This window comes from Chitinophaga sp. 01L420, from assembly GCF_056399985.1.
Window position 1 is genome coordinate 1 of sequence record NZ_JBFTSK010000061.1, and the last position, 20,090, is coordinate 20,090.

The following is a 20,090-nucleotide window of genomic DNA, read 5'->3' on the forward strand; positions in this document are numbered from 1 at the left end:
GCCTGTTCGCTGCCCAGAATATTCCCAGAAATTTCCTGATAGATGAGAATGGAAAAGTTATTTATTCATCTGTTGGTTATTCACCGGAAGAATTTAAGCGACTGGTAGATCTGATCAATGAGCGCCTGAAATAGGCCACAGCGGATCTTAACCGTTGTTATAACAGCAAAATCAGTTACTGCATAAAACGGAGAAACCGGTTACAATAACTGGTTTCTCCGTTTTATGCAGTACACCGGAATTCTATTTACAAAGACCAAACGGCCAGCTCGTAACCATCAGGGTCCGCGAAATGAAATCGCTTACCGCCGGGAAAATCAAAGATCTCCTTCACGATGGTCCCTCCTGCCGCAACAATCTTTTTTTGAGTCGCTTCAATATCGTTTGAATAAACGACGACTAAAACAGTACCTTTTACCGGTCTGCCTAAAGTGAATCCACCATCTACATAATCACCTTCAAATGCCGTATAGTCCGGACCGTAGTCGACAAATTTCCACCCAAAACTCTTTGTATAAAATTTTTTGGCGCGGCTAAGGTCTTTTGACAGGAATTCAATATACTGTACCTGCCCATGTTTTAACTTGCTATCAGAATGAGTGTCTGCCATAGATCTTATGCTTTTTGCAAAGGTATGGAATGGCGGTTATTCCTGTTTGGATAAAAACGACAAAATACTGGAAAGTAGTTTTTCATGTGATCAGGAAACAGTTAATTATTTATTTAACTTTGAAGCTTATGCAAATAAGCCTGTCTTAATAACGGCCGGTTACAGATAATAACATAGCATTAATAAAAATCACAACAATGATCATACAGGATTTAGTAAACTTAATAGGAATAAAAAGTACCGATCCAAAGATTGTCCAATGGTTTGAACAACATAATTTAGGCACCCCTCCTAAAACAATTACCACCAATCAGAGAGATAAAGATTTCGAAGACAAACAAAATTCCATCCGATATAATTTTAAATTTAAGATCATAAATGATAAATTCTATCCGCCTGTAAGCCCTAAGAACGATCAATACAAATTCGAAAATTATCTTAGTAATATCTCCGTATTCTCTAAATCAGGCAATGGGAAAAAAGCTGCCCCTAAACCATCGGACTTTTGGGAAGGCTTTGTCCATCCGGGAAGTTCTCTCGAAGAATGCCTTGCCTACTTTGATCATCAGAGTAGCAGCATTTCCCATCAAATATTTTTCCAGAAGCCCCTGAATGAGATAACAAAAATAAAAGTATGGTTTGTACGGGATAAAATGGAAATAACAGCTATTGAACTGGCCATCATTGAGGCAGGGGAGATATTTTCACATTCCAGCTTCAATCCAAAGAATGAGTTTAATACCGTGCAGCAAAGCTATCTATTACTGGCAAAATGGCTATTTGACCACAAGTACCTGCATCTTCCGGAAGACATATATAGTCATGGATTAACCTTTGATCAGTCCGAAATGTTAGCATTTGTTCAGTCACATTTGAAGAATCATATCTGGGATACACAATTAAAATCGATTCCTCATCTACGTGCATTTTTATTTAAAATTTCCTCCAATAATTCACTTGAAAATCATAATGGTGAAGCAGTAAATTTCTATATAAAAAATTTATACCTAAAGGTGGCAGGCAAGTGGGAAGAACGCGAAAGGATTTATACCGAAGATTTTAAGAACGTAGATAATTTCGAGAAGTCGATTGTTTTAAATCTTACACAATCCCAGCAATTCTTAGCGGTGTTGACGGAGTACTTTTCGTTGTTTGCACAATTAGATAAAGTCGAATAATAATATTCCGACTTCTTCCATACCCATTTTTACTGTAATTCATTCCCCCTGCTGGCTGCTGAGCTTTTCTACTTCTTCAGCAGTTAATCCGTACATGGGCGGGGTTTTTATGCCCAGCAGATTCAGATAAATATATAACTCTCCCCGGTGATGAATTTCATGCTCTACCATGGCCCGCATCCATTTCCACACCCGCATTTCAGCATTACCGGGAGTTATACATTTCCGCTGCAGATCTTCATCGCTAAGATGACTGAATATTTCCAGCGACTGCTGGTGTAGTTCATTAAAATAGCTCACCACATTATCATAACCGTCTGCCAGTTCCTTTCCACAACCATGATAGGAACTCTTCCTTCCTGCGATGGTTTCGGCAAACATATACCGTTCAATAGTGGCAATATGCCGGATCTGATCACCGATACTGAATTTCTCCGGCAGATAGGACCAATCCAGTTTGTCTGGAGGTACTATTTTTACAATCCTGTTGGTGCGCTCTCTTATTTTATCGTAATACGCCAGGAATGAGTTGACAGATGTAATTTCCATTGCTTATTTATTTATTTGCTTTAATAAGGGTGATCAATGCAGTAGCTACCTGTTTCTCTTTACCATTGTTTTCAATAAAGATATCTGACTGGGCAACAGTAATAGTAGCACCGCCCTTGATCACTTTTGCTTTGGCAATCAGCTTTTCTCCTCTTGCCTGGTTAAGAAAATTAATTTTAAATTCTATCGTCAGAAAAGAAACATCTTCTGCATATAGTGTTGTTGCCGCGTATCCTCCCGCACTATCTGCCAATGCGGCAATCACACCTCCATGGAATATGCCGGAGGTTCTTAGCAGAAAGTCCACCGGAGGAACCGTTATCTCAAAATATCCACTATCGATACCGGTAATTGCTGCACCATATAAGCCCATCAGTTTTTGCCGGGCGAAACTATCTGATACTCTTTTTACTATCTGTGGTTCCAGCATATAAATGTATAATTTTCTCTGTACTCCGTTTTCGTTGTATCAGACATCAAGTTATGGCAATTTTTCCTTTTAATCATACACTTTCATGGGCTAACTAGTCATTGAAAATAATATGCTCATAAGCCAGGATAGGGCTGGCGACCGCGATAATAAAATGCTGTAAAATAAAATGGCCGGGGAATTCCCCCAGCCATTTTATCTCTTCAATGCTTTCCTATAGTTTAATCACTCGTACTGTTTCCCTGTTCCTGCCTTGTACTATCTCTACTATATAAGTACCGGGTATCAACCGCTCTCCGAAGGTGATTATTTTATCTGCCCCCCTGGTTTCTTCCACCAGTTTACCATTGAGGTCATACACCTTTACATACGCCGTACCGTCCCCGTAGGTAGGTAACTGCAGTGTAAAGTATTGCCTGCTTGGATTAGGGCTTACCATCACCTGGAATGTGTTTTCGCCGGCAGCTTTGAAAGCGCCGGTAGCAACACAGGTGCCCAGCTTATCGCCGTGTGCAAGGTGTGCCGGCACAGCAGCGGGATTAATACGTAACTGGAATGAACCTCCATTACCGGTTTGATGGCATACCATTACACTACCATGGTCACTACGGATATCTGTCACCGTAATTTGCTTGGTTACATAGGTAGTGCAGCCATTTGCGTCCGTAATAGTTACGGTATAGGTAAATGTACCCGCCACAGATGGGCTTACCTGTGCAGTGGCAGCCGTACTACCTGTTGACCATCTATAAGTGTATGGTGCTTTGCCGCCAGTCACCTGCGTAGCAAGTTTAAGCGATGCAGGACCATAACCGATGTAGATAGTGTTCGCGTCTCCCCCTGGGTTTACTACATATACGTCAGGAATGATTGCAGACAGCTGCGCATTGTTAACTGTCAATGTAAAGTTGCAGGTACTTGAGTTGCCGCATGCATCTTTAGCTGTCCAGTTAATATTTGTTACACCGCTATGGAATGCAACACCAGCCAATGTGGTTACACCGCTGGCAGTAGTGGCGCCGCTCAGTGAGTAACTGAAATTGATGGCACTGCAATTATCAGTAGCCGTGATATCCAACTCCGTGCCGGTGGCGGTGTAAGTGCAGCCCCCGCTATTAGCTTGCCTCAGTGTATCAGTTTTGCAGCTGATCAGCGGTGCAGTGGTATCTTTTACGGTGATCAATTGCGCGTGACGTGCAGATCTTCCTGCATTGTCTCTGACCACCCAGGTGCGGCTAATCAATAGCTCCGAGCTGCAGGAACCTGCAGCAGTGCTGTCGGTATAACTTACAGCCGGGAGGGAATCCGTATCATCCTGCACAGCCGAAGGAACACCAGTAACAGCAAGCGCTGTGTTATAATAGCAACTATCATTTCTGATAACGATGATATTCGCAGGTGCTGCAAATGTTGGTGCCGCATTGGCGGTTTGTATAAATACCAACTGGTTATTACGAATATCTGTGGCAGCAGTTCCCGAAGTAACATCTTCTTCTCCTGGTGCAGTGACACCGTTTGCAATGCTTCTCCAATTCCCGGACGCGTTGAATGGACGACTGTTAAGCTGCAGGTTACGCATGGTATCCGCCGCATTAGACAGCGTTATTGTGCTGACAGCCGTTGCCGTTGAGTCGCCGTAATTTCTGACGATCCAATATTGTCCGTGATAACTATCACCTGCCGGAGCCGCATATGGTACGGCATTCAGCCTGCTTACCACCACTTCTCCTTTTGGATAACTACCTTCCTGTTTATATTGTAAAGTCAGTCCAGACTGATTGAAATAATACCGTCCTGCACTGTCTATCGCAAGTGATTGACTGACACCTTTGGCAACAGGCGCAGTAGATACTTCGCGTTGTACGCTGCTGTCGGCAGATACGATATATGCATTCCCGGATACCTCAGTGAAAAATGCGCCCTGCTGCTGTCCTTGGCCCTGCAGATATACTTTTAATCCCGGAGTACCGGCGGCTATGGTGTGATGCATGTTTTCACGGATCTGCGATTGCGTGCGGGCAGTGCTCCAGATCCTGAATTCATCCAGTGAGCCGTTGATGCCATCTCCACCCCTGTTGTTTACAATAAATCCTGACCAGAGAGCAGGGAAAGAGGAGGCTGTTTTAGTACCTGCCAGTTCTCCATCCCGGTAAACTTTTACCACACCATTGTCGAAAGTAAAGGCATAATGGTGCCAGGTACTCAGATCACTGAACGCGCCCGGTATTTCTACACGGGAAGCGGCATTGTTGGCTACTCCTATGCTCATGCTCTTATCATCGTTCGCATGCGCCAGGAAGCTTCCCCATCCATTACCTATCTGCTGGTTCCAGCTGCTGGCCGTACTAGCCTTGAGCCACCATTCTATGGTAAATACTTCAGGCTTCCAGTTAAGGCTATTAACGGTGATACCTGCATCGCTGCCATCAAATTTATAGGCTTGTCCGGGCAGCGTATCCGCCACATCTATACCACTGGTTTTATTGAATGCCAGTTGTCCGAAAGTGGTGAGTGAATCAGCCCCATTAAAGTTGAATATGATGTTGTTGCCGGAAGTTTCCGTGGTTTTATTGTTGAATACCCAGCTGTTTCCAAAGGCATTGAAACCACGGCGATATAAGCGGTAGATCCCCGGATCTGTGTTGCCTGCATTACTGCTGATGCTGAGTTTTGTCAGTCCGGTAAAAACAGGGTTGCTTCCATAATTATTGATTACCCACCAGGTACTGTCCTGCACGGATGGCAATAGATCATTGGCAGGAATACCATTCAGTTTACTGACTACTACTTCTCCGTTTGGATGCGTGCCGGCAGAAGAAAAGTCCATACTGATACCTGTTTGGGAGAAACTGGTGATGCCCGGCGTCAATATTTGTTTTGTTTCACTGATCCCTTTGGCAATCGGTGCGTTAGAAGGTATTCTTACCGCGTTTACTAGCCGCACGGGATAACCATTAGGGGAAATATCCACCACTCCGTTTTGCGCCGCCTGGAACTGTAAACAAAGCTTCAGCCCAGGCTCAGTGCCCTCAGTGGTGAGGTGCATACCTTCCCGGATCTGTTGCTGTGTTTTGGCGATGGTCCACATCCTGAATTCATCCAGTTCTCCATCAATAGCATCTGCAGAAGCTGCGCCGATACGGAAAGTGGTCCAGTTAGGAGGATAAGCGGACGTTGCTTTGCTATCTATCAGTCTTCCATCGCGGTATATTTTGGCTGCACCATTTTTAAACGTATAGGCATAATGGTGCCATGTATTCAGATCGGTGTATGCGGATGCTACCAGGAGTCTTGAATTGGTATTGTTAGCCACACCTATATTCAGGCCACCACCGCTGTCGGCATGCGCCAGGAAAGAGCCCCAGCCGTTACCGATGCTTTGGTTATAATTTTTGTATGATCTTGGTTTCAGCCACCATTCAATAGTAAATTCGGTAGGCTGCCAGTTCAGGTTTTGTATTTCCAGGTAATCACCGTTTCCATCAAAGCTCATCGCATTGCCTGCGGTGGTTTCTACGGGAACAGCTTCTTGTTTTAACAGTATGCTGTCCAGTGTTGCAGCACCGGCGCTGATAAGTATGCTACCCTGGTATATGCCAGGCGTAACAGGTGCAAAGCGAACAAATACTTTTGCCTGCTGTAATGTTCCTCCCGTAGTCGCAATAGAAAGCGCAGCGGATGAATTAACGTAAGTGGTATCGTTGACAGATATTTCAAAACCTGTCGGGGCAGTGATACTGACTGTTGATGGCAGGTTAGCGCCAGACAACGTGAATTGCTGCGATCTGGTAGTTACTCCCGCCCTTGCATCTGCCAGTGTGAGYGAATCTGCTGAAGCATACATAAAAGGTTGTTCATCTTTCATCAGCAGGTATTGCTGGTAGCTGGTCTGGTTGTTAAGGGTAACGGTATGGGCTACACTATCCGCTGCATTGGCGGTTCCGCTATATTGCCATTTACCATCAGTATAAGGTAATCTTGTAAACACCAGTATTTTGCCGGGATGAGCAACATCATCTGTAGTAATAGTAGCTGTAGTTGTAAACGCCAGGTTCATGTTTACAGCGCCGGCTGTGGTAGCATAACGGTGACCTATCCAGAACTCCTTCCCTACACGGAAAGCCGAGGAAGAAAAATCATTGAAAACGACAGAAGTAAGATCAATCTTTGAAAACGATGCTGGTTTGCCATCCTGCGCATTATAGAAAGCCGTTACATCGGCGCCATTGCCTAAAACATTAGTTCCGGCAGCTTCTGTGCTCACAAAGGTAGCGCCGGTTCCAAATGGATAACGTGCTTTTACTTTCTGCAATGACCCGGTTTGCGCAAGCGCTGTTTTGCCGGTGACGTCATAACTTTCTGTTTCTGTGTTGTCGAAGTTTACATAATACACCAACCCTGTCTCCGTTCCTTTTAAGGGGTGATGCATATTCTCCCTGATCTGTGCCGCGGTCCGTACGGTGTTCCATATCCGTACTTCATCCATTTCGCCATTATAATAAAAAGAAGATCCGTTTACCCGAACGCCCAGACGTATGTTACCAGGCAAGGTGGTAAGTGCTCCGCCAGTGCTCCAGGAATCCCATAGGGTGCCATCGTAATACAGCTCTGCTGTGGTATTTGCCGGGTTATAGGTGATGGCCATATGATGCCATTCTCCTTTATTATTGGGCAGTGTATACGCGCGCGTTACATTCCATAATGATAACTTCCACAGGTTATCGCCGCCATTGGTGGCCAGCGTAAAGTCCCCCAGCGTGGTACCGGTGCCACCTGCAAGGGTAATCGCACCACCATCGCTGTTATATACACTGGTTTTCACCCAGCATTCAATGGTTCTTGGCTTATTCCCATTCACGGCGTTGTTAGGCCCCAGCGTCATGGTTTCTGCACCATTGAATTTCATGGAATTGCCCGGTGCGGGTTGGAAACTATGGTCTTCCCCAAATGCATCTATGCCATCCAGTTTGCCTTTCAAACGATAATGCCAGGTTTCGCCGGATTGGATGGTAATGGGAACCTGTTGCTGAAGCGGGGCAAAACTGGTACCTGTGAAAGTGCCGGGAATAGTGATGACCGACCCGTAAGCCGTGGTAGGGCCATATTCAAACGCCACGTTGCTAAGCGTTTTACCTAATGCATTTACGCTCCCGGTTAATAATACACTGTCTTTCCTCACATTAAATGCAACACCCGTAATAACGCTGTTGCATTTAAACAGGCCAATATCTTTCCGGATAGCATTACAGCGCAGCCCTGTTTCTCCGTTGACCCCAACAGCACGCACGGCGTACCATTCTTCTTTTGAAGCATCGGGTGCGCTTACGCTAAAGATGGTGTCTGTGGTGATGCCTATGGAGTCCATATACTTTTGTCCCAGCTTAAAAATTTCATAGTGTACACCAGCGGTTGGAACTTTATTCCACGACAACTGCAGTGCATTATCACATACCCAATCTGTTTTCAGTCCGGATGGAACGGGCATCACATGTACTACCGCAGAAACACTGTTTTGTGTTCCCCGTTTTACCCTCACCAGTATGTTGGCGGCGAGATCGGGTATTTTCCAGTTAAACTGCCGTTTGGCAGCCGCAATATTGGTGGCGATGGTATCCCAGCTCGCGCCGTTGTTAGCAGAGTATTCCAGGTCAAAAGTCCCCGGCGTACCAAATGCATCCCAACGGATATATTCCTGCTGTCCCGGCGCCATTGATTCACCTCCCAACGKATAGCTCACTACCACTTCATCCTTTATGAATTCATACACGACAAAAAATTGCTGCGGCCCCTGTGGAACGTTAAATCCATCTATAAATATGTTATAGGTACCCGCTGATGGATTATCAATAGTTACCTGTTCTTCGTTATTGATATGATCGATCTTCCGGGTGGGTAGTGCATTAAGATTAACGGCGTTGGCAGTAGTATCCAACCCCCATGGCAATGTAATATTACCTGACGGATCACTTACCGTTAAATCCAGATCGTTTACCAATGCCTGCGCTGCGCCTGGTGTGGCTTCATAGTCGGTCCAATACACCATTACCCGCACCTGTGAAGTGCCGGCCGGTACGGAAACCGGAAAACTTTTATGACTGCCCTGCGTGATGGTATCAGTAGCATATCTCCTGTCTTTAATAGCCAGATAAGCGCGCCGTACATTCGGGCGGCCAAAACCACTTTTAAAATCAATACCGGGATTATAAACATCATCGGCAGTATTCATCATCACCGCTTTAATCAATGCTGCGGGTACAGGCGCCTGCACTTCAGATTTATATGCCTGGGAAAGGATGGCAAAAATGCCGGAAATTTTAGGGGCAGCAAAAGAGGTGCCGCCCTGGCCTTCTGTAGCCAACTGGGGAACGATGCGACCATCGTAAGCGGGGCCTTTACAGGTCCAGTCCAGGAAATTATCTTCATAATCTGTACCGCTTATTGTCAATATATTCTTTGCATTCTTGGCCTCCCCTGAGATGTTGCCCCATCCCGCCATACCATTGTATTTTCCGCCCAGAGTCGTATAGTCGCCAACGTTACCAGAGGAATATACCAGCATCGCCTCTGGACGGGTACGTTCAAAATTATCGTGCTCCTGTGAAGTGCTGTTATAGCCCGCAGTAACGGTATGATTATCGGTGTTCCACCAGCCGTAAGACATATTTGTAACACGGATCTTTTTTACAGGATCATCGTACAATGTATAGGTATTCTGACCGGAAACAGCCAGGATGGTAGCTCCCCAGGCATTGGAGCGGTCACGTGGATTGATGTTCCCTGCACTGCCCAGATAGCTGGACACTCCGGATGGATGGCTGCCCGGATCTCCAGGCTGAGTAGTTCCGTCCATCACACGTCCCCGCAAATCAGGACCGTTATACATCCCATCTTCCCGGATCATCACATTTACGCCATCTCCATTATACAATATGCCACCGAAACCTGAATTCACATAATTGGAGCGGCCATAGTCATTGCTGAATATATCTTCCTTCCGAGGCTCATTTACTTCCTTTTCCGGTATGGGCTCAGCGCTTACCGGCTCAATAAATTTGATCTCTTTTACATTCGCCAGCGCACTCAATTTATTTTGTGGTACCAGCAATTTCAACTTTGTCGGGGAACTTCTGTCAACAATGGTAGCATACCGAAGAATATTTTTCTCTGCCGAGCTGCCATCAGCCCCGGCATAAAGCACCACCTGCACTTCTATATTATCCCCTCTCCTTGCATGAGCAGGAACTTTTCCATTATACAGGTTGTCCGACAGTTTAAGACTTTCATCGACCGGCAATATCGTTCGCACTCCTAATCCTGATAATTGATCAGAATTAACTTCCTTTCTGAAATGCGCATAATAGGCCAGGTTAGGTAAATAGTCCAGCAATGTGATCCCTAGCCCTTTTAGTGCTGCCTTTTGATTTTCTGTGGGCAACTGATCAAACTGCACCAGGAAATAGTCATTTTTTGCAAATAATACCTTTGCATTCTTCCCGCTGGAGCGGATGGCGACATTATCTACCTGGAATCCTTTTCCGGGAGTAAATTTTTTATTGACATGCAAAATACGGTAGTCTCTTTCCGTGGGGTTGACTTGTTGTGCCTGTACAAACAGCGATAACAGACAACACCCGAAAAACAGGAGTAGCTTTGTTTTCATAATCAGGATTACTTTTAGGAAATAAGGTAAACGCGGCATGCCGTTTCCAGGCATAGCAATGCTATTCCGCAACGTAGTAGCTGAAGGGAATATTAAAAAAAACAGAATAGTACAGTCGTTATCAGATCCTTAATGCATGGGCTATTCTACGCATTAAACACGATGATGAAGCTTTGTTTTTCTGATTCATTGATTTTGGTTTTGTTTTAGGAGAGATATGTATAACAATGGCACGTCCCTTCGTTGACGAAGGTTTTCATCTACAGTATAAGATCCGGGAAATAAACAGATTTAGTCGAAAATGCTCATAGAAAATGGTATAAAGGTTTGGATACCTTATGTTTCATGTTCACCTTAAAATTACGCGCGTTACTTTTTCATGCCCGACAATTCCAAATGTAGAGTTTTTTCTTGAATAAAGAAATCTTTTTCTATACCAAACTAGTAGACCATTGATGGGGGAAAGTATTTCCGTTTAAAGGGTTAATGAATGAGGTGGTAACCGGGATCAATAATCGACATATAAAAATGTTGGGATCAGGATCAGCATCGGATACCACCCCTACTTCATTTGAGCAATTTGTTAATACCGTTTTCCTTCCGGCATATCAGGAAACATTAGCCGGATCATCATCGGATTAAGAGGCATTCGTGTGTGTGAGCGCATTAAACTTTATTTTCCCTTCTTTCTGCAGCCAGTTGTCAAAATTCATTAATCCAGGGTGCAGGGTTCTTAGTGTGGGAATGTCCGCATTATAACCTGTTTCATTGATCACTTCATATACGCGCGCTGCACTGCTGCTATGTTGGCGAATGATCTCAACCGGAATCTGAGTATAAGAAATGATAGGGCCGCTTTTTACGCCGTTGATGGCACTAACAATCTGTGATGGGGTTAGTGCGTCACCGGCAATCTCCAGGCTCTTTCCAATAAAATTATCCGGTTCCTGGAAAGCAATGGCCGCAAATGCACCAATATCATCTGCTGCTATAAGTTGTATTGCCACATCCGGTTTTATAGCAGTTGAAAAGGTACCCGTTTGTAAACCAAAAAGAGGATCGGTAAAGTTCTCCATGAACCAAACCGGGCGTAAAATAGTGGCCGGTAATTGAATGGCCCTGATATACTCCTCCATTTCCCATTTACTATAATTACGGGTACCTTTCAGATGCTCAGCACCTGCCGCCGATGAATAAACAAAATGACCGACACCCGCCTTTTGTGCGGCATCAGCAATATTCCTGCCCTGCCGGACTTCATCGGGGTAGCCAAAACCAACGGGGGTAAAACCGGGTGAATATTCAGAAGGCTGAACGCTGAAGACGCCATCAATACCTTCCATCGCTATGTCTAAAGAATCCCGGTTATCATAATCCCCTTCCACCACTTCAGCGCCGGCCAGACGTAATACCTGTGCGGCAAAAGTATCTGCATTGCGGGTGAAGGCCCTGACCCTGTACCCCTTTGCCAGTAAATGACGAGCTACTGCACCACCTTGCTGACCGGTTGCACCTGTAACTAAAATTAATTTTTGAGTATTTTGCATAAATTTAAATATGGGTTAATGGATTGTTTGGTGTGATACAAAAATCGGCCGAATTGATGTATTTTAGCGACAGGTTAACCGCAGGTAACTAATAACCTGAAAGTAACTATTATCTATAAAAAAAAAGATGGAGATAAAAGAACTACCAGCCCAACAATGTCGTGGCCCATTGCTTGCCTTAAAAGATAGCCTCGATCTATGTGGCGGCAAATGGAAGTTGATCATCCTGGTATATCTTGCCGCCAGCAAAGACGAGAAACAGTTTTTCATGCAAATGCGGCGTGACATCGGTGGCATTTCTGCCAAGGTGCTTTCAAGTGAATTGAAGGATTTGGAAATAAATAAATTGGTGTCCAGAACCGTTTGCGATACGCAACCTGTAACTGTTGTATACGGGATCACTGAGCATGGAAAAACTATTTTACCTGTAGTAGAAGCATTGATAAGATGGGGACACCTGCATAGGCAGAAATTCAGGTTAAGTTAACACTTCAAGATAAGTATATACCAACCCGGATGCTAACAATAAAACAAAACAGTGCCAGATGAAAAAGTACTTTCCTTTTTTACTTGTATGCTCTTTTTTAATTCCTGAATGTTGTTTTTCACAGCACCTGACAAAAAAAGAATTGCTTGAAGACCTGATGTATTACAGAGATACATTGCCCGTAAAGCATAAAAACCTGTATGATAAAATAAGCAAGGCCGAATTTGAGCATAAAGTTTCCATGATAGCTTCAAAAGCAGATAGCCTGGATTATGAAACTTTCATGATAGCACTTTTCAAGTTAAACGTATCAATCGGCGATGAACATACCAGGATTGAGCCCCGATTCCATCTGTTTCTGCCAATAAAATTTGAAATGTTTGATGATGGCATTTTTGTTACCGGTATTGATTCTCTAAAATCAACCTGTCTTTTATCTAAACTGATGGCCATAAACGGGCATCCTATAGATGAAATCAACAGGAAATTCAGGGAAGTAATTAAAGCCGACAATACATCCTATTTTGAGATTTACAGACAGCAATTTTTAAACAACCCTTCTTTCCTGAAAGGATTAGGTATTCTGAATTCAGATACAAGTGCAGTATTCACTTTGCAAAATTCTAATCATGAAATGCTCAATGTAACACTTGGTTCCCTTAGTAAGGATAGTTTAAAATTAGCGCTGGCCAACCAATACCGGACGATGTTGCCTTACAGGGAAGATGGTAAAGCGTATTGGTATGAATACGACACCTTAAGGAAGATACTCTATTTTGATTTTGCACGTTGTGCAGAAGATAATAATCACCCATTCTCTCAGTTCAGCAATGAGTTGTTTTCAAAAATCGCCAGCACGCAACCCCATAAAATAATTATTGACTTACGCTTTAATGATGGCGGTAATTCGGGGGTTTTGAGACCTTTCATAGATAGTATTGAGCATAGTTATTTAAATAAAAAGGGGCACTTCTTTGTGCTTATCGGGAAGTCAACCTTCTCCTCTGCATTAATGAATGCCGTTGAGCTTAAAAGAAATACCCACGCCATTTTGGTTGGACAAATGACGAGTGGTAATATAAATCATTATGGAGAAGTCCGCGGATTCAGGCTTCCTAATACTAAAATGATGATCGACTATTCCACCAGGTACTGGGAGAACTGGAAAGGCAAGAAAGGGGCATTAATGCCCGACAAAGCCATCACCTACCGTTCGGAAAATTTTATTAATAATAAAGATGAAGCTTTGGAATATATCTATAAGCAGTAATGCTGACAACCTGTTACTTATCTGTTTTTTGATGCTCAATATAGTTTTCAACTATTTTGAGAAATTCATCTTTTGTCAAAAAGCGTTTAAAAAAATCTTCTAAAGTCCCGCTGTTGGTAATTTCACTAAAAAAAACTTCATGGTCCGTTCCAAACACAGTTGGATTTTCGGGGTTGCTATCATTCAGACAAACATAATACTCATCAGGAAAACCGTAACTATAGGTAATGAGCATAAAGTCGGGCGTGGTGCTCTCCGTAACCTTATAAATTTCGGTTAAATCCACTTCCTCTTCGTCCATAAACATATCATTCCATTCATCAAAGTCAAATGTCCCCTCTTTAAATGGAGTGAACAGTCTATTCCTAAAGAATGCTTGTCCATATGGAATTTCATGATCAGAAAAAAAGTGATCTCCCAGTTTTTTATAAAAGCTTTGCTTATCGTCTATATAAAGCTGATGATGGTCAGCATAAAACTTGTCTGCACCATATAATTCGTCACCATAATAATCCGGGTACAACGGATGCGGGAATGTTATTGCAGCCAGGTCTTCCTGCAGTGAGAAGCCTTTCACATGATCTATATTTCCGCCTAAACGCTGAATCTGAGTAAGTATTTCCTGTTTCATATATGCCGGACTGGTTGGCAATAAAGCTAATTAAAATAAAGAAAAGAATGACTGTAATTTGATTTTTCTCCTCCTATTACTATACGTTTATAGGTTAAAACTGAACATCAAACAAATGATCATAGCACTCATAGAACAAAAAATTGAAAAGAAACTTTTCGGTTTGGATTTATATGCACGATTCGGGAGAATCAAAGCGGCTGGCGAATGATTTCGGTTCCTGGTTAGCAAATACATCACTGGGGAACAGTTAATGTGGGCCTTTCCAGGCTCAATTGCCCAAACCTTGCAGGAAAATATTCAGGTCTTCGTCTTTTCCCAGGCCAAGCTTTTGCTTGATCCTGTAACGGCTCATCCGGACGCTTTTGGCTTCGATATGCATCAGCTGGGCTATCTGTCGCGTATCCATTTTTAGATAGAGGTAGGCACATAGTTTCAGGTCCAGTGGGCTGAGATTTCTTTGTGCTTTTTCGTTGATCAGGCTAAAAAAATCAGGATGTACACGCTGGATCTGCAATTTTGCATTTTCAAAATCGTTGTCAATTACCAGTTCTTCTTTTAAAATCTTTTGCATGTTTACTGAACCGCCTTCGGATAATTTATCTTTTATGTCGAGCAACATGCGATTCTTATGTTCCAGGTGCAATACATTGGCCATTACTTCCTTTTGAAGCTGTTGCTGCTGGGTTTCCATCAGCTGCTGCTCTGCCCTCAGCCTTGCCTGTTCTTCTTTTTGCAGCTTTATCTGTAACTCGGAATCCTGTTTTTCCAGTTGCAGCTGCTTTTCCCGTTGCATGGAGTAGCGTAACCGGAAATGATAGGAACGGAACATAAACATCAGGCCAAGCAGGGAAGCCAATGCGATACAGGCGTATAAATAGTTTTGCAGCATCCGGCTTTTTTCCCGCTCTTTCAGGATCCGCATTTCATTATCCTTCTTCTCTGTTTCGTATTGTATTTCCAGCTTTTGTGCATTCTGCGCCTGTTTCTGGCTAAAGTTTTTATTACTGTATTCCGTTACTTTTTCCTGGTAGTCCAGTGCTTTCTGATAATCGCCTTTGCGCTTGTAAAAACCAGATAAGCCTCTTACCACATTGATCATTGTATAGTAATAGGGCGGCTGTTCTGTTTTCATTACCTCGTAAGCCTCCAACAGATAACGCTCTTCCTGTACATTGTTATTCTCCCTCCGGGCATATTCGCTTAATATGCCTAAGCTGCTGGCAATCACTTCCTGGCAGTTGCTTGCATCTTTCAGCACGGTTCTGGCGGTATTGGCGAAATGGATAGCCTGAGCTTTGGCTCCGTCGTCCGTTTCCGGAAAATATTTCATGTAACAATTGGCGATATTAATACAGGTAATGGCATAAGTATAATCGGCCACCTGTCCGGGGTATTGCCGGTAAAGGGCCTCCGATTGACTTAAATAAAACAAGGTACTGTCCAGTTCCCGCTTTTCTTTTTGAGCGTTATAGTTATATTCATGGGCCACCGACAGGGCAGCATAGCAGTTGCTCAACATATTATAGTCCTTCGTTTGCAGGATATTTTCCGTTGCTTTCCGTGCGTAAAAGTTTACTTTGGCTTCATTGTTCCAGTCTGAATTTACCACGTAAAGCTGGTAATATAATTTACCGGCAACGGTATAGTCCATCCGTTTTTCCAGTTCTTTGAGGCCAGACTGGCAATTTTTTACCATATTTTCCGGGTCATCAAGGGTTTTATATACCAGCACCCGGGCATAATAAGCATAGGCCATTGCTACAGGATCATTCGCCCGATGCGCCATTAACATGGCAGAGTCGCTTGTTTGTGTCAGGGTGGCTAATTCCTGGCTGTTGTATTTAATAGTTACCAGCAGTGTGTACGCTTTGGCTGCCGCTGTATAGTTTTTAATTTGTAAGGCTGTCTGGATACTTTGTCTGGCTGTCGACCCCGCAGCACTATAGTTTTTATTGACCCTAAAAGTTTCGGCCTGCTGATATAATATATCTGGCTGGGCATTTCCGTTTAATGCGTTTTTACTGCGAGTTCGCGAATTTTCAGCAGCTTCTGTTTGTGCGAAACCATCCAATGACAAACTAATGTAAATGCATATTAATATCGAATGAAGCAGGAATTTCATGCCGGCAAATTACTATAAATTGATAAAAGCGGCTGTAAGAATATAATAAAATGAATATTTATCATCTCTATAAATATTTGACATTCAATGATATTATTAAGATGTAGTCGTATTGTAGACGCTTAGCCCAAAGGGGTAGACGCTTTGTAGCATAGCAGGTTTTGGAAAATCATGGGTGGCAGGCGCATATTTGTGCCAGGCAATATTGCCCCGACAAACCCTTACATTTTATGAACAACCGTACCTTATCTATTATCTCCTACATTACACTGATTGGATGGCTGATTGCCTATTTTTCCGGAAAAGACCGGGCAGACAATTTACTTAAATACCACCTGAAGCAGTCTTTAGGTCTGGCGATTATCAGCATTGCTGTCAGCATCATTCTGAATATTATTGCCTATGTGGTTCCGGCGCTGTCTTTCCTGGGCCTCGTGGGATATGTTTTAACAGTATTCTGGATACTGGGAATGATTAATGCGGGCAACGGCGCTGAAAAGCCGGTTCCGGTATTTGGCAAAATGTTCGAAGACAAATTTGCTTTCATTAACTAAGCTTGTACTGAAATGGCCCTGGAATTTTAATGTCATGATAGTAGTTACGAGAATAAACAAAAATCATCTCTTCCTTAAAACGATCCCAGTACCCGATGCCCCTTGTCCTTTATGTCAGGACAGGGGCAAAATGAAAATGACCTTCTATCAGCTGCAGCTGGAAGCAGGTTGGGTACGCAACACCAAAAAAATAACGGCTGCCGTTTCTTGTGAAAATTGCCACCGGGACGTACCAGTGGTGCGTTGGGACAAAGAGCTGGATGCCTTTTACAAAGCTGAAAAGAAACAGATACAGGTAAAGTCCTCTTTTAATGCAGGAAAAGTAGGGAGAATCCTGATCTGGCTGAACATCCTGTTCTTCGGCGCCATTTTCCTGCTGTTTGCAGGTTTATTTATTTACCACCGCATCGGGCCTAAGCAAACAACTAAAACTGGCACAAACCGGGAAGTGCAGGTACAGCAATCCGAACAATATGCGGCCAGTCCCCTACCCGGAGACTTGGTATTGGTATATCTTTTCGATAGCCACCAACAGGGATTATTTAAAATAACGGCCATAGATGCAGCTAATGATGTGGTAAAAGCCATCGCCTCCGATAAAAGCATCGACGTTCCTGCCAATGCCAGTGAAGTCCCTGTAGCTGATGCGGATTTTAAACCCGGAAATGAAATGTCGTTTTCCAGGACGGACTATAAAAGCCTCCGGTTTACTGCACCCGATAAGAAACTTTTAGGGAATGTACAAATGATTTACAGGAAATAAACTGAAGCAGATGAAAATTGAAACAGAAAAAGATGACCCACATTTCGCCGGAGATCATATATATGAAGGCAATAAAAAAGACCCCTATTCCAGGGTGATCGTCCATCTGCTCATCGGGCTGTTCTTTGCAGGCGCCGGCATTTATCAATTTATCCGGATTCAAAAATGGGAAGCTGCAGGCGGCATCATCGAAATGAACGACTTCCAGCAGTTCCTTTATAAACTCCTTGGAAAATGGGGAATACTTGCTTTTTTGTTACTGGTGGGCGCTGTATTCTTTTACAAAGCATATGCCCGATGGAAGCGGATAAAAATGCAGGAGCGCCTGTAGCAATTTTTTCACGCCAGTTCCAATGAATTGAATAACCACTTTAAAAGTCAGCACATGGGTAATTATAAATATTTCACGCAGGAAGGGAACAAATTTCATTTAAAAACCAGTATGTCCACGGCAGTTGTCCGTTCGGTAGTATGCCTGGTTATAGGCGCAGCCTTGTATTTTATTATTCCGGCAGAAAAGAAAATCGGCATCTGGGCGGCGTTATTATTCCTCATTTTTGCGTTGATCAACTTATTAAAAACAACCAAAAAACTAACAATTGATCCCAACGCAAAAACCGTTATCCATAAAAACAATGCGCTGAGCGGCGAGGCAATTTATCACTTTGATAATTTTGACAATTTTTATGTACTCAGCAGTAAATATCTCTTTATAACACTGGATAGTACCGCCTTTTTTATATTCGATCAGAATGGAAATGAGAAGCGTGTCCCTATAGTGGTAGGGTTATTTAGCAAACAACCTGCGCAAAATGCAATCAATGAAGTGACGGAGATCATGGGAATTGAAGCAAATTAACGGGATCTTTTTGACCTGCACAAAAATCAAGGCATGCATCTTTTTGGATTTTCGACAAATTATATCCCGATAAAAAGCGTTCCGCTGGCTCATGTGACTTGCCCCCATTGTCATCAGAAAGGCTTCATTGAAATGACTTTATTACAGGAGGAACAGGATGGCGTGGTTACCCAACGGTTGAACAAATTGTCGGCAACAGTTACCTGTACCTCCTGCCACCAAACTATTACCCAAAAGCATTGGAGCCCGGAAATAACAGCCTCCTTTAATGCAGCTGCAGCTACTGTTAAACTAACCACGTCTGTTAAACTCAGCAAACAAGGAAAGCGCGTAATTGGCATTTTCCTTGGCTGCATTGTTTTCGTTGCGGGAATATTTGCTGCCAATAAATTGGGCTTTTTAAAAACCAGCGGGAAACCATCTTATGAGATAGAAAGCGACTATACAGAGCAATACATCAGGCATCCGCAAGCAGGAGACATTTGCCAGGTGGGCATTTTTGAAGCACACACCGGCACCAACGCGGAGGGAAAATACACCCTGTTCAAAATTGTGAAAACAGATAAGGTCAATAATACCATTGTCATGATCCCTCATACCGGGCAGGTAGCTTCTCCAAATGATTTCGGCGAGCTTTCAATGGATGCCGGCAGTTTTGATGCTGCACATCCGGAAACATTTATTTTAAAAGAGTTTGAATACCACCATTTCAAAAAAGAAAATGAAGGATCGGGTGGTATAACGCGAAACATCTATAGTATAAGAAGGCCATAAATGGATGATAAGTATGAATAAATATCAGTTGAAAATAACACCCCATGAGCTGAGTATTAAGCCCTATTATGGTTTTATGCCCAAGATAAAAGCGTTCGCCATAATATCCGTTTTAATTTTTGGAATAGTTCCTTTTACGAACAGCTGGCTGAACTACAATATCAGGTACATATCATACGGTATCGGTGCTATACTCGTTTTTTATGCGATCTATGATTACCTGTTTAATGTCAATGTGAAGTTTCTTTTTGATAAAAATGCGGAGGTCATTTACAAAATCAACACACCATTTTACAAACAACGGCTAATGACGTTTGAAGAAATGACGATCATCAATATTTCCCGGGAACAGGGCACCATGGAATACGCCATTGGTCAACAGAAGAAACAGTTTATGAAAAATTATTCCATCAGCGATACTTTTACCAATAGCAAGAAAAGTAATGCCAGGGAGCAGGAATATGTGGATCAGGTATTAAATCCCATTCTGGCATTTGTTAAAAGTGAATAAGATGTAATCGTTCGCCGCCCGATCGAACGAAGCCGCCAATCTAATATACACACAGGGCACAAGCAACAAAACCCGCTATAGTAGCGGGTTTTGTTGCTTGTAAAATATCCGGGCCGTAAGTGCCCGTACTTATATCAAATTG

The 20,090-nt window shown here is 43.2% G+C and carries 16 protein-coding genes; 9 read left to right on the plus strand and 7 right to left on the minus strand.

Translation table 11 applies throughout. The features are described 5' to 3' along the window. Window positions 1–247: 247 nt before the first annotated feature. Window positions 248–610 carry a VOC family protein gene (locus AC1DP6_RS33140; protein WP_477058709.1) on the minus strand — a complete coding sequence of 121 codons (363 nt, stop codon included), beginning with the start codon at window positions 608–610 and terminating at the stop codon, window positions 248–250. 197 nt (window positions 611–807) lie between these two features. Here AC1DP6_RS33140 and AC1DP6_RS33145 point away from each other — a divergent pair, with 197 nt between their 5' ends. Next, window positions 808–1,788: a hypothetical protein gene (locus AC1DP6_RS33145; RefSeq protein ID WP_477058710.1), complete on the plus strand. Its 981-nt coding sequence runs from the start codon at window positions 808–810 to the stop codon at window positions 1,786–1,788. A gap of 39 nt (window positions 1,789–1,827) precedes the next feature. Here the strand turns inward: AC1DP6_RS33145 and AC1DP6_RS33150 are convergent, their stop codons facing one another. The 4 genes from AC1DP6_RS33150 to AC1DP6_RS33165 all read right to left on the minus strand — a co-directional run bounded on the left by AC1DP6_RS33150 (window position 1,828) and on the right by AC1DP6_RS33165 (window position 11,974). Further along, window positions 1,828–2,337, minus strand: coding sequence for a DinB family protein (locus AC1DP6_RS33150; RefSeq protein ID WP_477058711.1), 510 nt, complete (start codon window positions 2,335–2,337; stop codon window positions 1,828–1,830). Window positions 2,338–2,344: 7 nt separating this feature from the next. After that, complete coding sequence (locus AC1DP6_RS33155) at window positions 2,345–2,767, minus strand: PaaI family thioesterase (RefSeq protein ID WP_477058712.1); 423 nt, start codon at window positions 2,765–2,767, stop codon at window positions 2,345–2,347. Window positions 2,768–2,981: 214 nt separating this feature from the next. After that, entirely contained in the window at window positions 2,982–10,427 is a 7,446-nt protein-coding gene (locus AC1DP6_RS33160; protein ID WP_477058713.1) for a LamG-like jellyroll fold domain-containing protein, read from the minus strand. A gap of 638 nt (window positions 10,428–11,065) precedes the next feature. Further along, entirely contained in the window at window positions 11,066–11,974 is a 909-nt protein-coding gene (locus AC1DP6_RS33165) for an NmrA/HSCARG family protein (RefSeq protein ID WP_477058714.1), read from the minus strand. 127 nt (window positions 11,975–12,101) lie between these two features. On the opposite strand from AC1DP6_RS33165, the gene AC1DP6_RS33170 reads away from it, so the two are divergent. Both AC1DP6_RS33170 and AC1DP6_RS33175 read left to right on the plus strand, forming a co-directional pair. Next, window positions 12,102–12,461: a winged helix-turn-helix transcriptional regulator gene (locus tag AC1DP6_RS33170; protein WP_477058715.1), complete on the plus strand. Its 360-nt coding sequence runs from the start codon at window positions 12,102–12,104 to the stop codon at window positions 12,459–12,461. A 58-nt stretch (window positions 12,462–12,519) separates the two neighbouring features. Further along, window positions 12,520–13,731 (plus strand): S41 family peptidase, encoded by a 1,212-nt coding sequence (locus tag AC1DP6_RS33175; RefSeq protein ID WP_477058716.1) that lies wholly within the window; start codon window positions 12,520–12,522, stop codon window positions 13,729–13,731. 13 nt (window positions 13,732–13,744) lie between these two features. Here AC1DP6_RS33175 and AC1DP6_RS33180 read toward each other — a convergent pair whose 3' ends face one another. Further along, a complete protein-coding gene (locus AC1DP6_RS33180; protein ID WP_477026302.1) occupies window positions 13,745–14,362 on the minus strand; it encodes a hypothetical protein in 618 nt (205 codons plus the stop codon). A 271-nt stretch (window positions 14,363–14,633) separates the two neighbouring features. Further along, window positions 14,634–16,487: a helix-turn-helix transcriptional regulator gene (locus AC1DP6_RS33185; protein ID WP_477026301.1), complete on the minus strand. Its 1,854-nt coding sequence runs from the start codon at window positions 16,485–16,487 to the stop codon at window positions 14,634–14,636. A 230-nt stretch (window positions 16,488–16,717) separates the two neighbouring features. On the opposite strand from AC1DP6_RS33185, the gene AC1DP6_RS33190 reads away from it, so the two are divergent. From AC1DP6_RS33190 to AC1DP6_RS33215, 6 genes are all read left to right on the plus strand, one after another. Then, complete coding sequence (locus AC1DP6_RS33190) at window positions 16,718–17,041, plus strand: magnetosome magnetite crystal formation protein family (protein ID WP_477026300.1); 324 nt, start codon at window positions 16,718–16,720, stop codon at window positions 17,039–17,041. A gap of 34 nt (window positions 17,042–17,075) precedes the next feature. Then, the gene (locus AC1DP6_RS33195; RefSeq protein WP_477058717.1) at window positions 17,076–17,804 is read left to right on the plus strand and encodes a hypothetical protein; all 729 of its coding nucleotides are present in this window, start codon (window positions 17,076–17,078) and stop codon (window positions 17,802–17,804) included. A gap of 10 nt (window positions 17,805–17,814) precedes the next feature. Further along, window positions 17,815–18,135 (plus strand): hypothetical protein, encoded by a 321-nt coding sequence (locus AC1DP6_RS33200; RefSeq protein ID WP_477058718.1) that lies wholly within the window; start codon window positions 17,815–17,817, stop codon window positions 18,133–18,135. Between the two features lie 54 nt (window positions 18,136–18,189). Then, window positions 18,190–18,663, plus strand: coding sequence for a hypothetical protein (locus tag AC1DP6_RS33205; protein ID WP_477058719.1), 474 nt, complete (start codon window positions 18,190–18,192; stop codon window positions 18,661–18,663). A gap of 132 nt (window positions 18,664–18,795) precedes the next feature. Beyond that, window positions 18,796–19,437: a hypothetical protein gene (locus AC1DP6_RS33210; RefSeq protein ID WP_477058720.1), complete on the plus strand. Its 642-nt coding sequence runs from the start codon at window positions 18,796–18,798 to the stop codon at window positions 19,435–19,437. A gap of 13 nt (window positions 19,438–19,450) precedes the next feature. Next, complete coding sequence (locus tag AC1DP6_RS33215) at window positions 19,451–19,948, plus strand: hypothetical protein (protein ID WP_477058721.1); 498 nt, start codon at window positions 19,451–19,453, stop codon at window positions 19,946–19,948. Window positions 19,949–20,090: the final 142 nt, after the last annotated feature.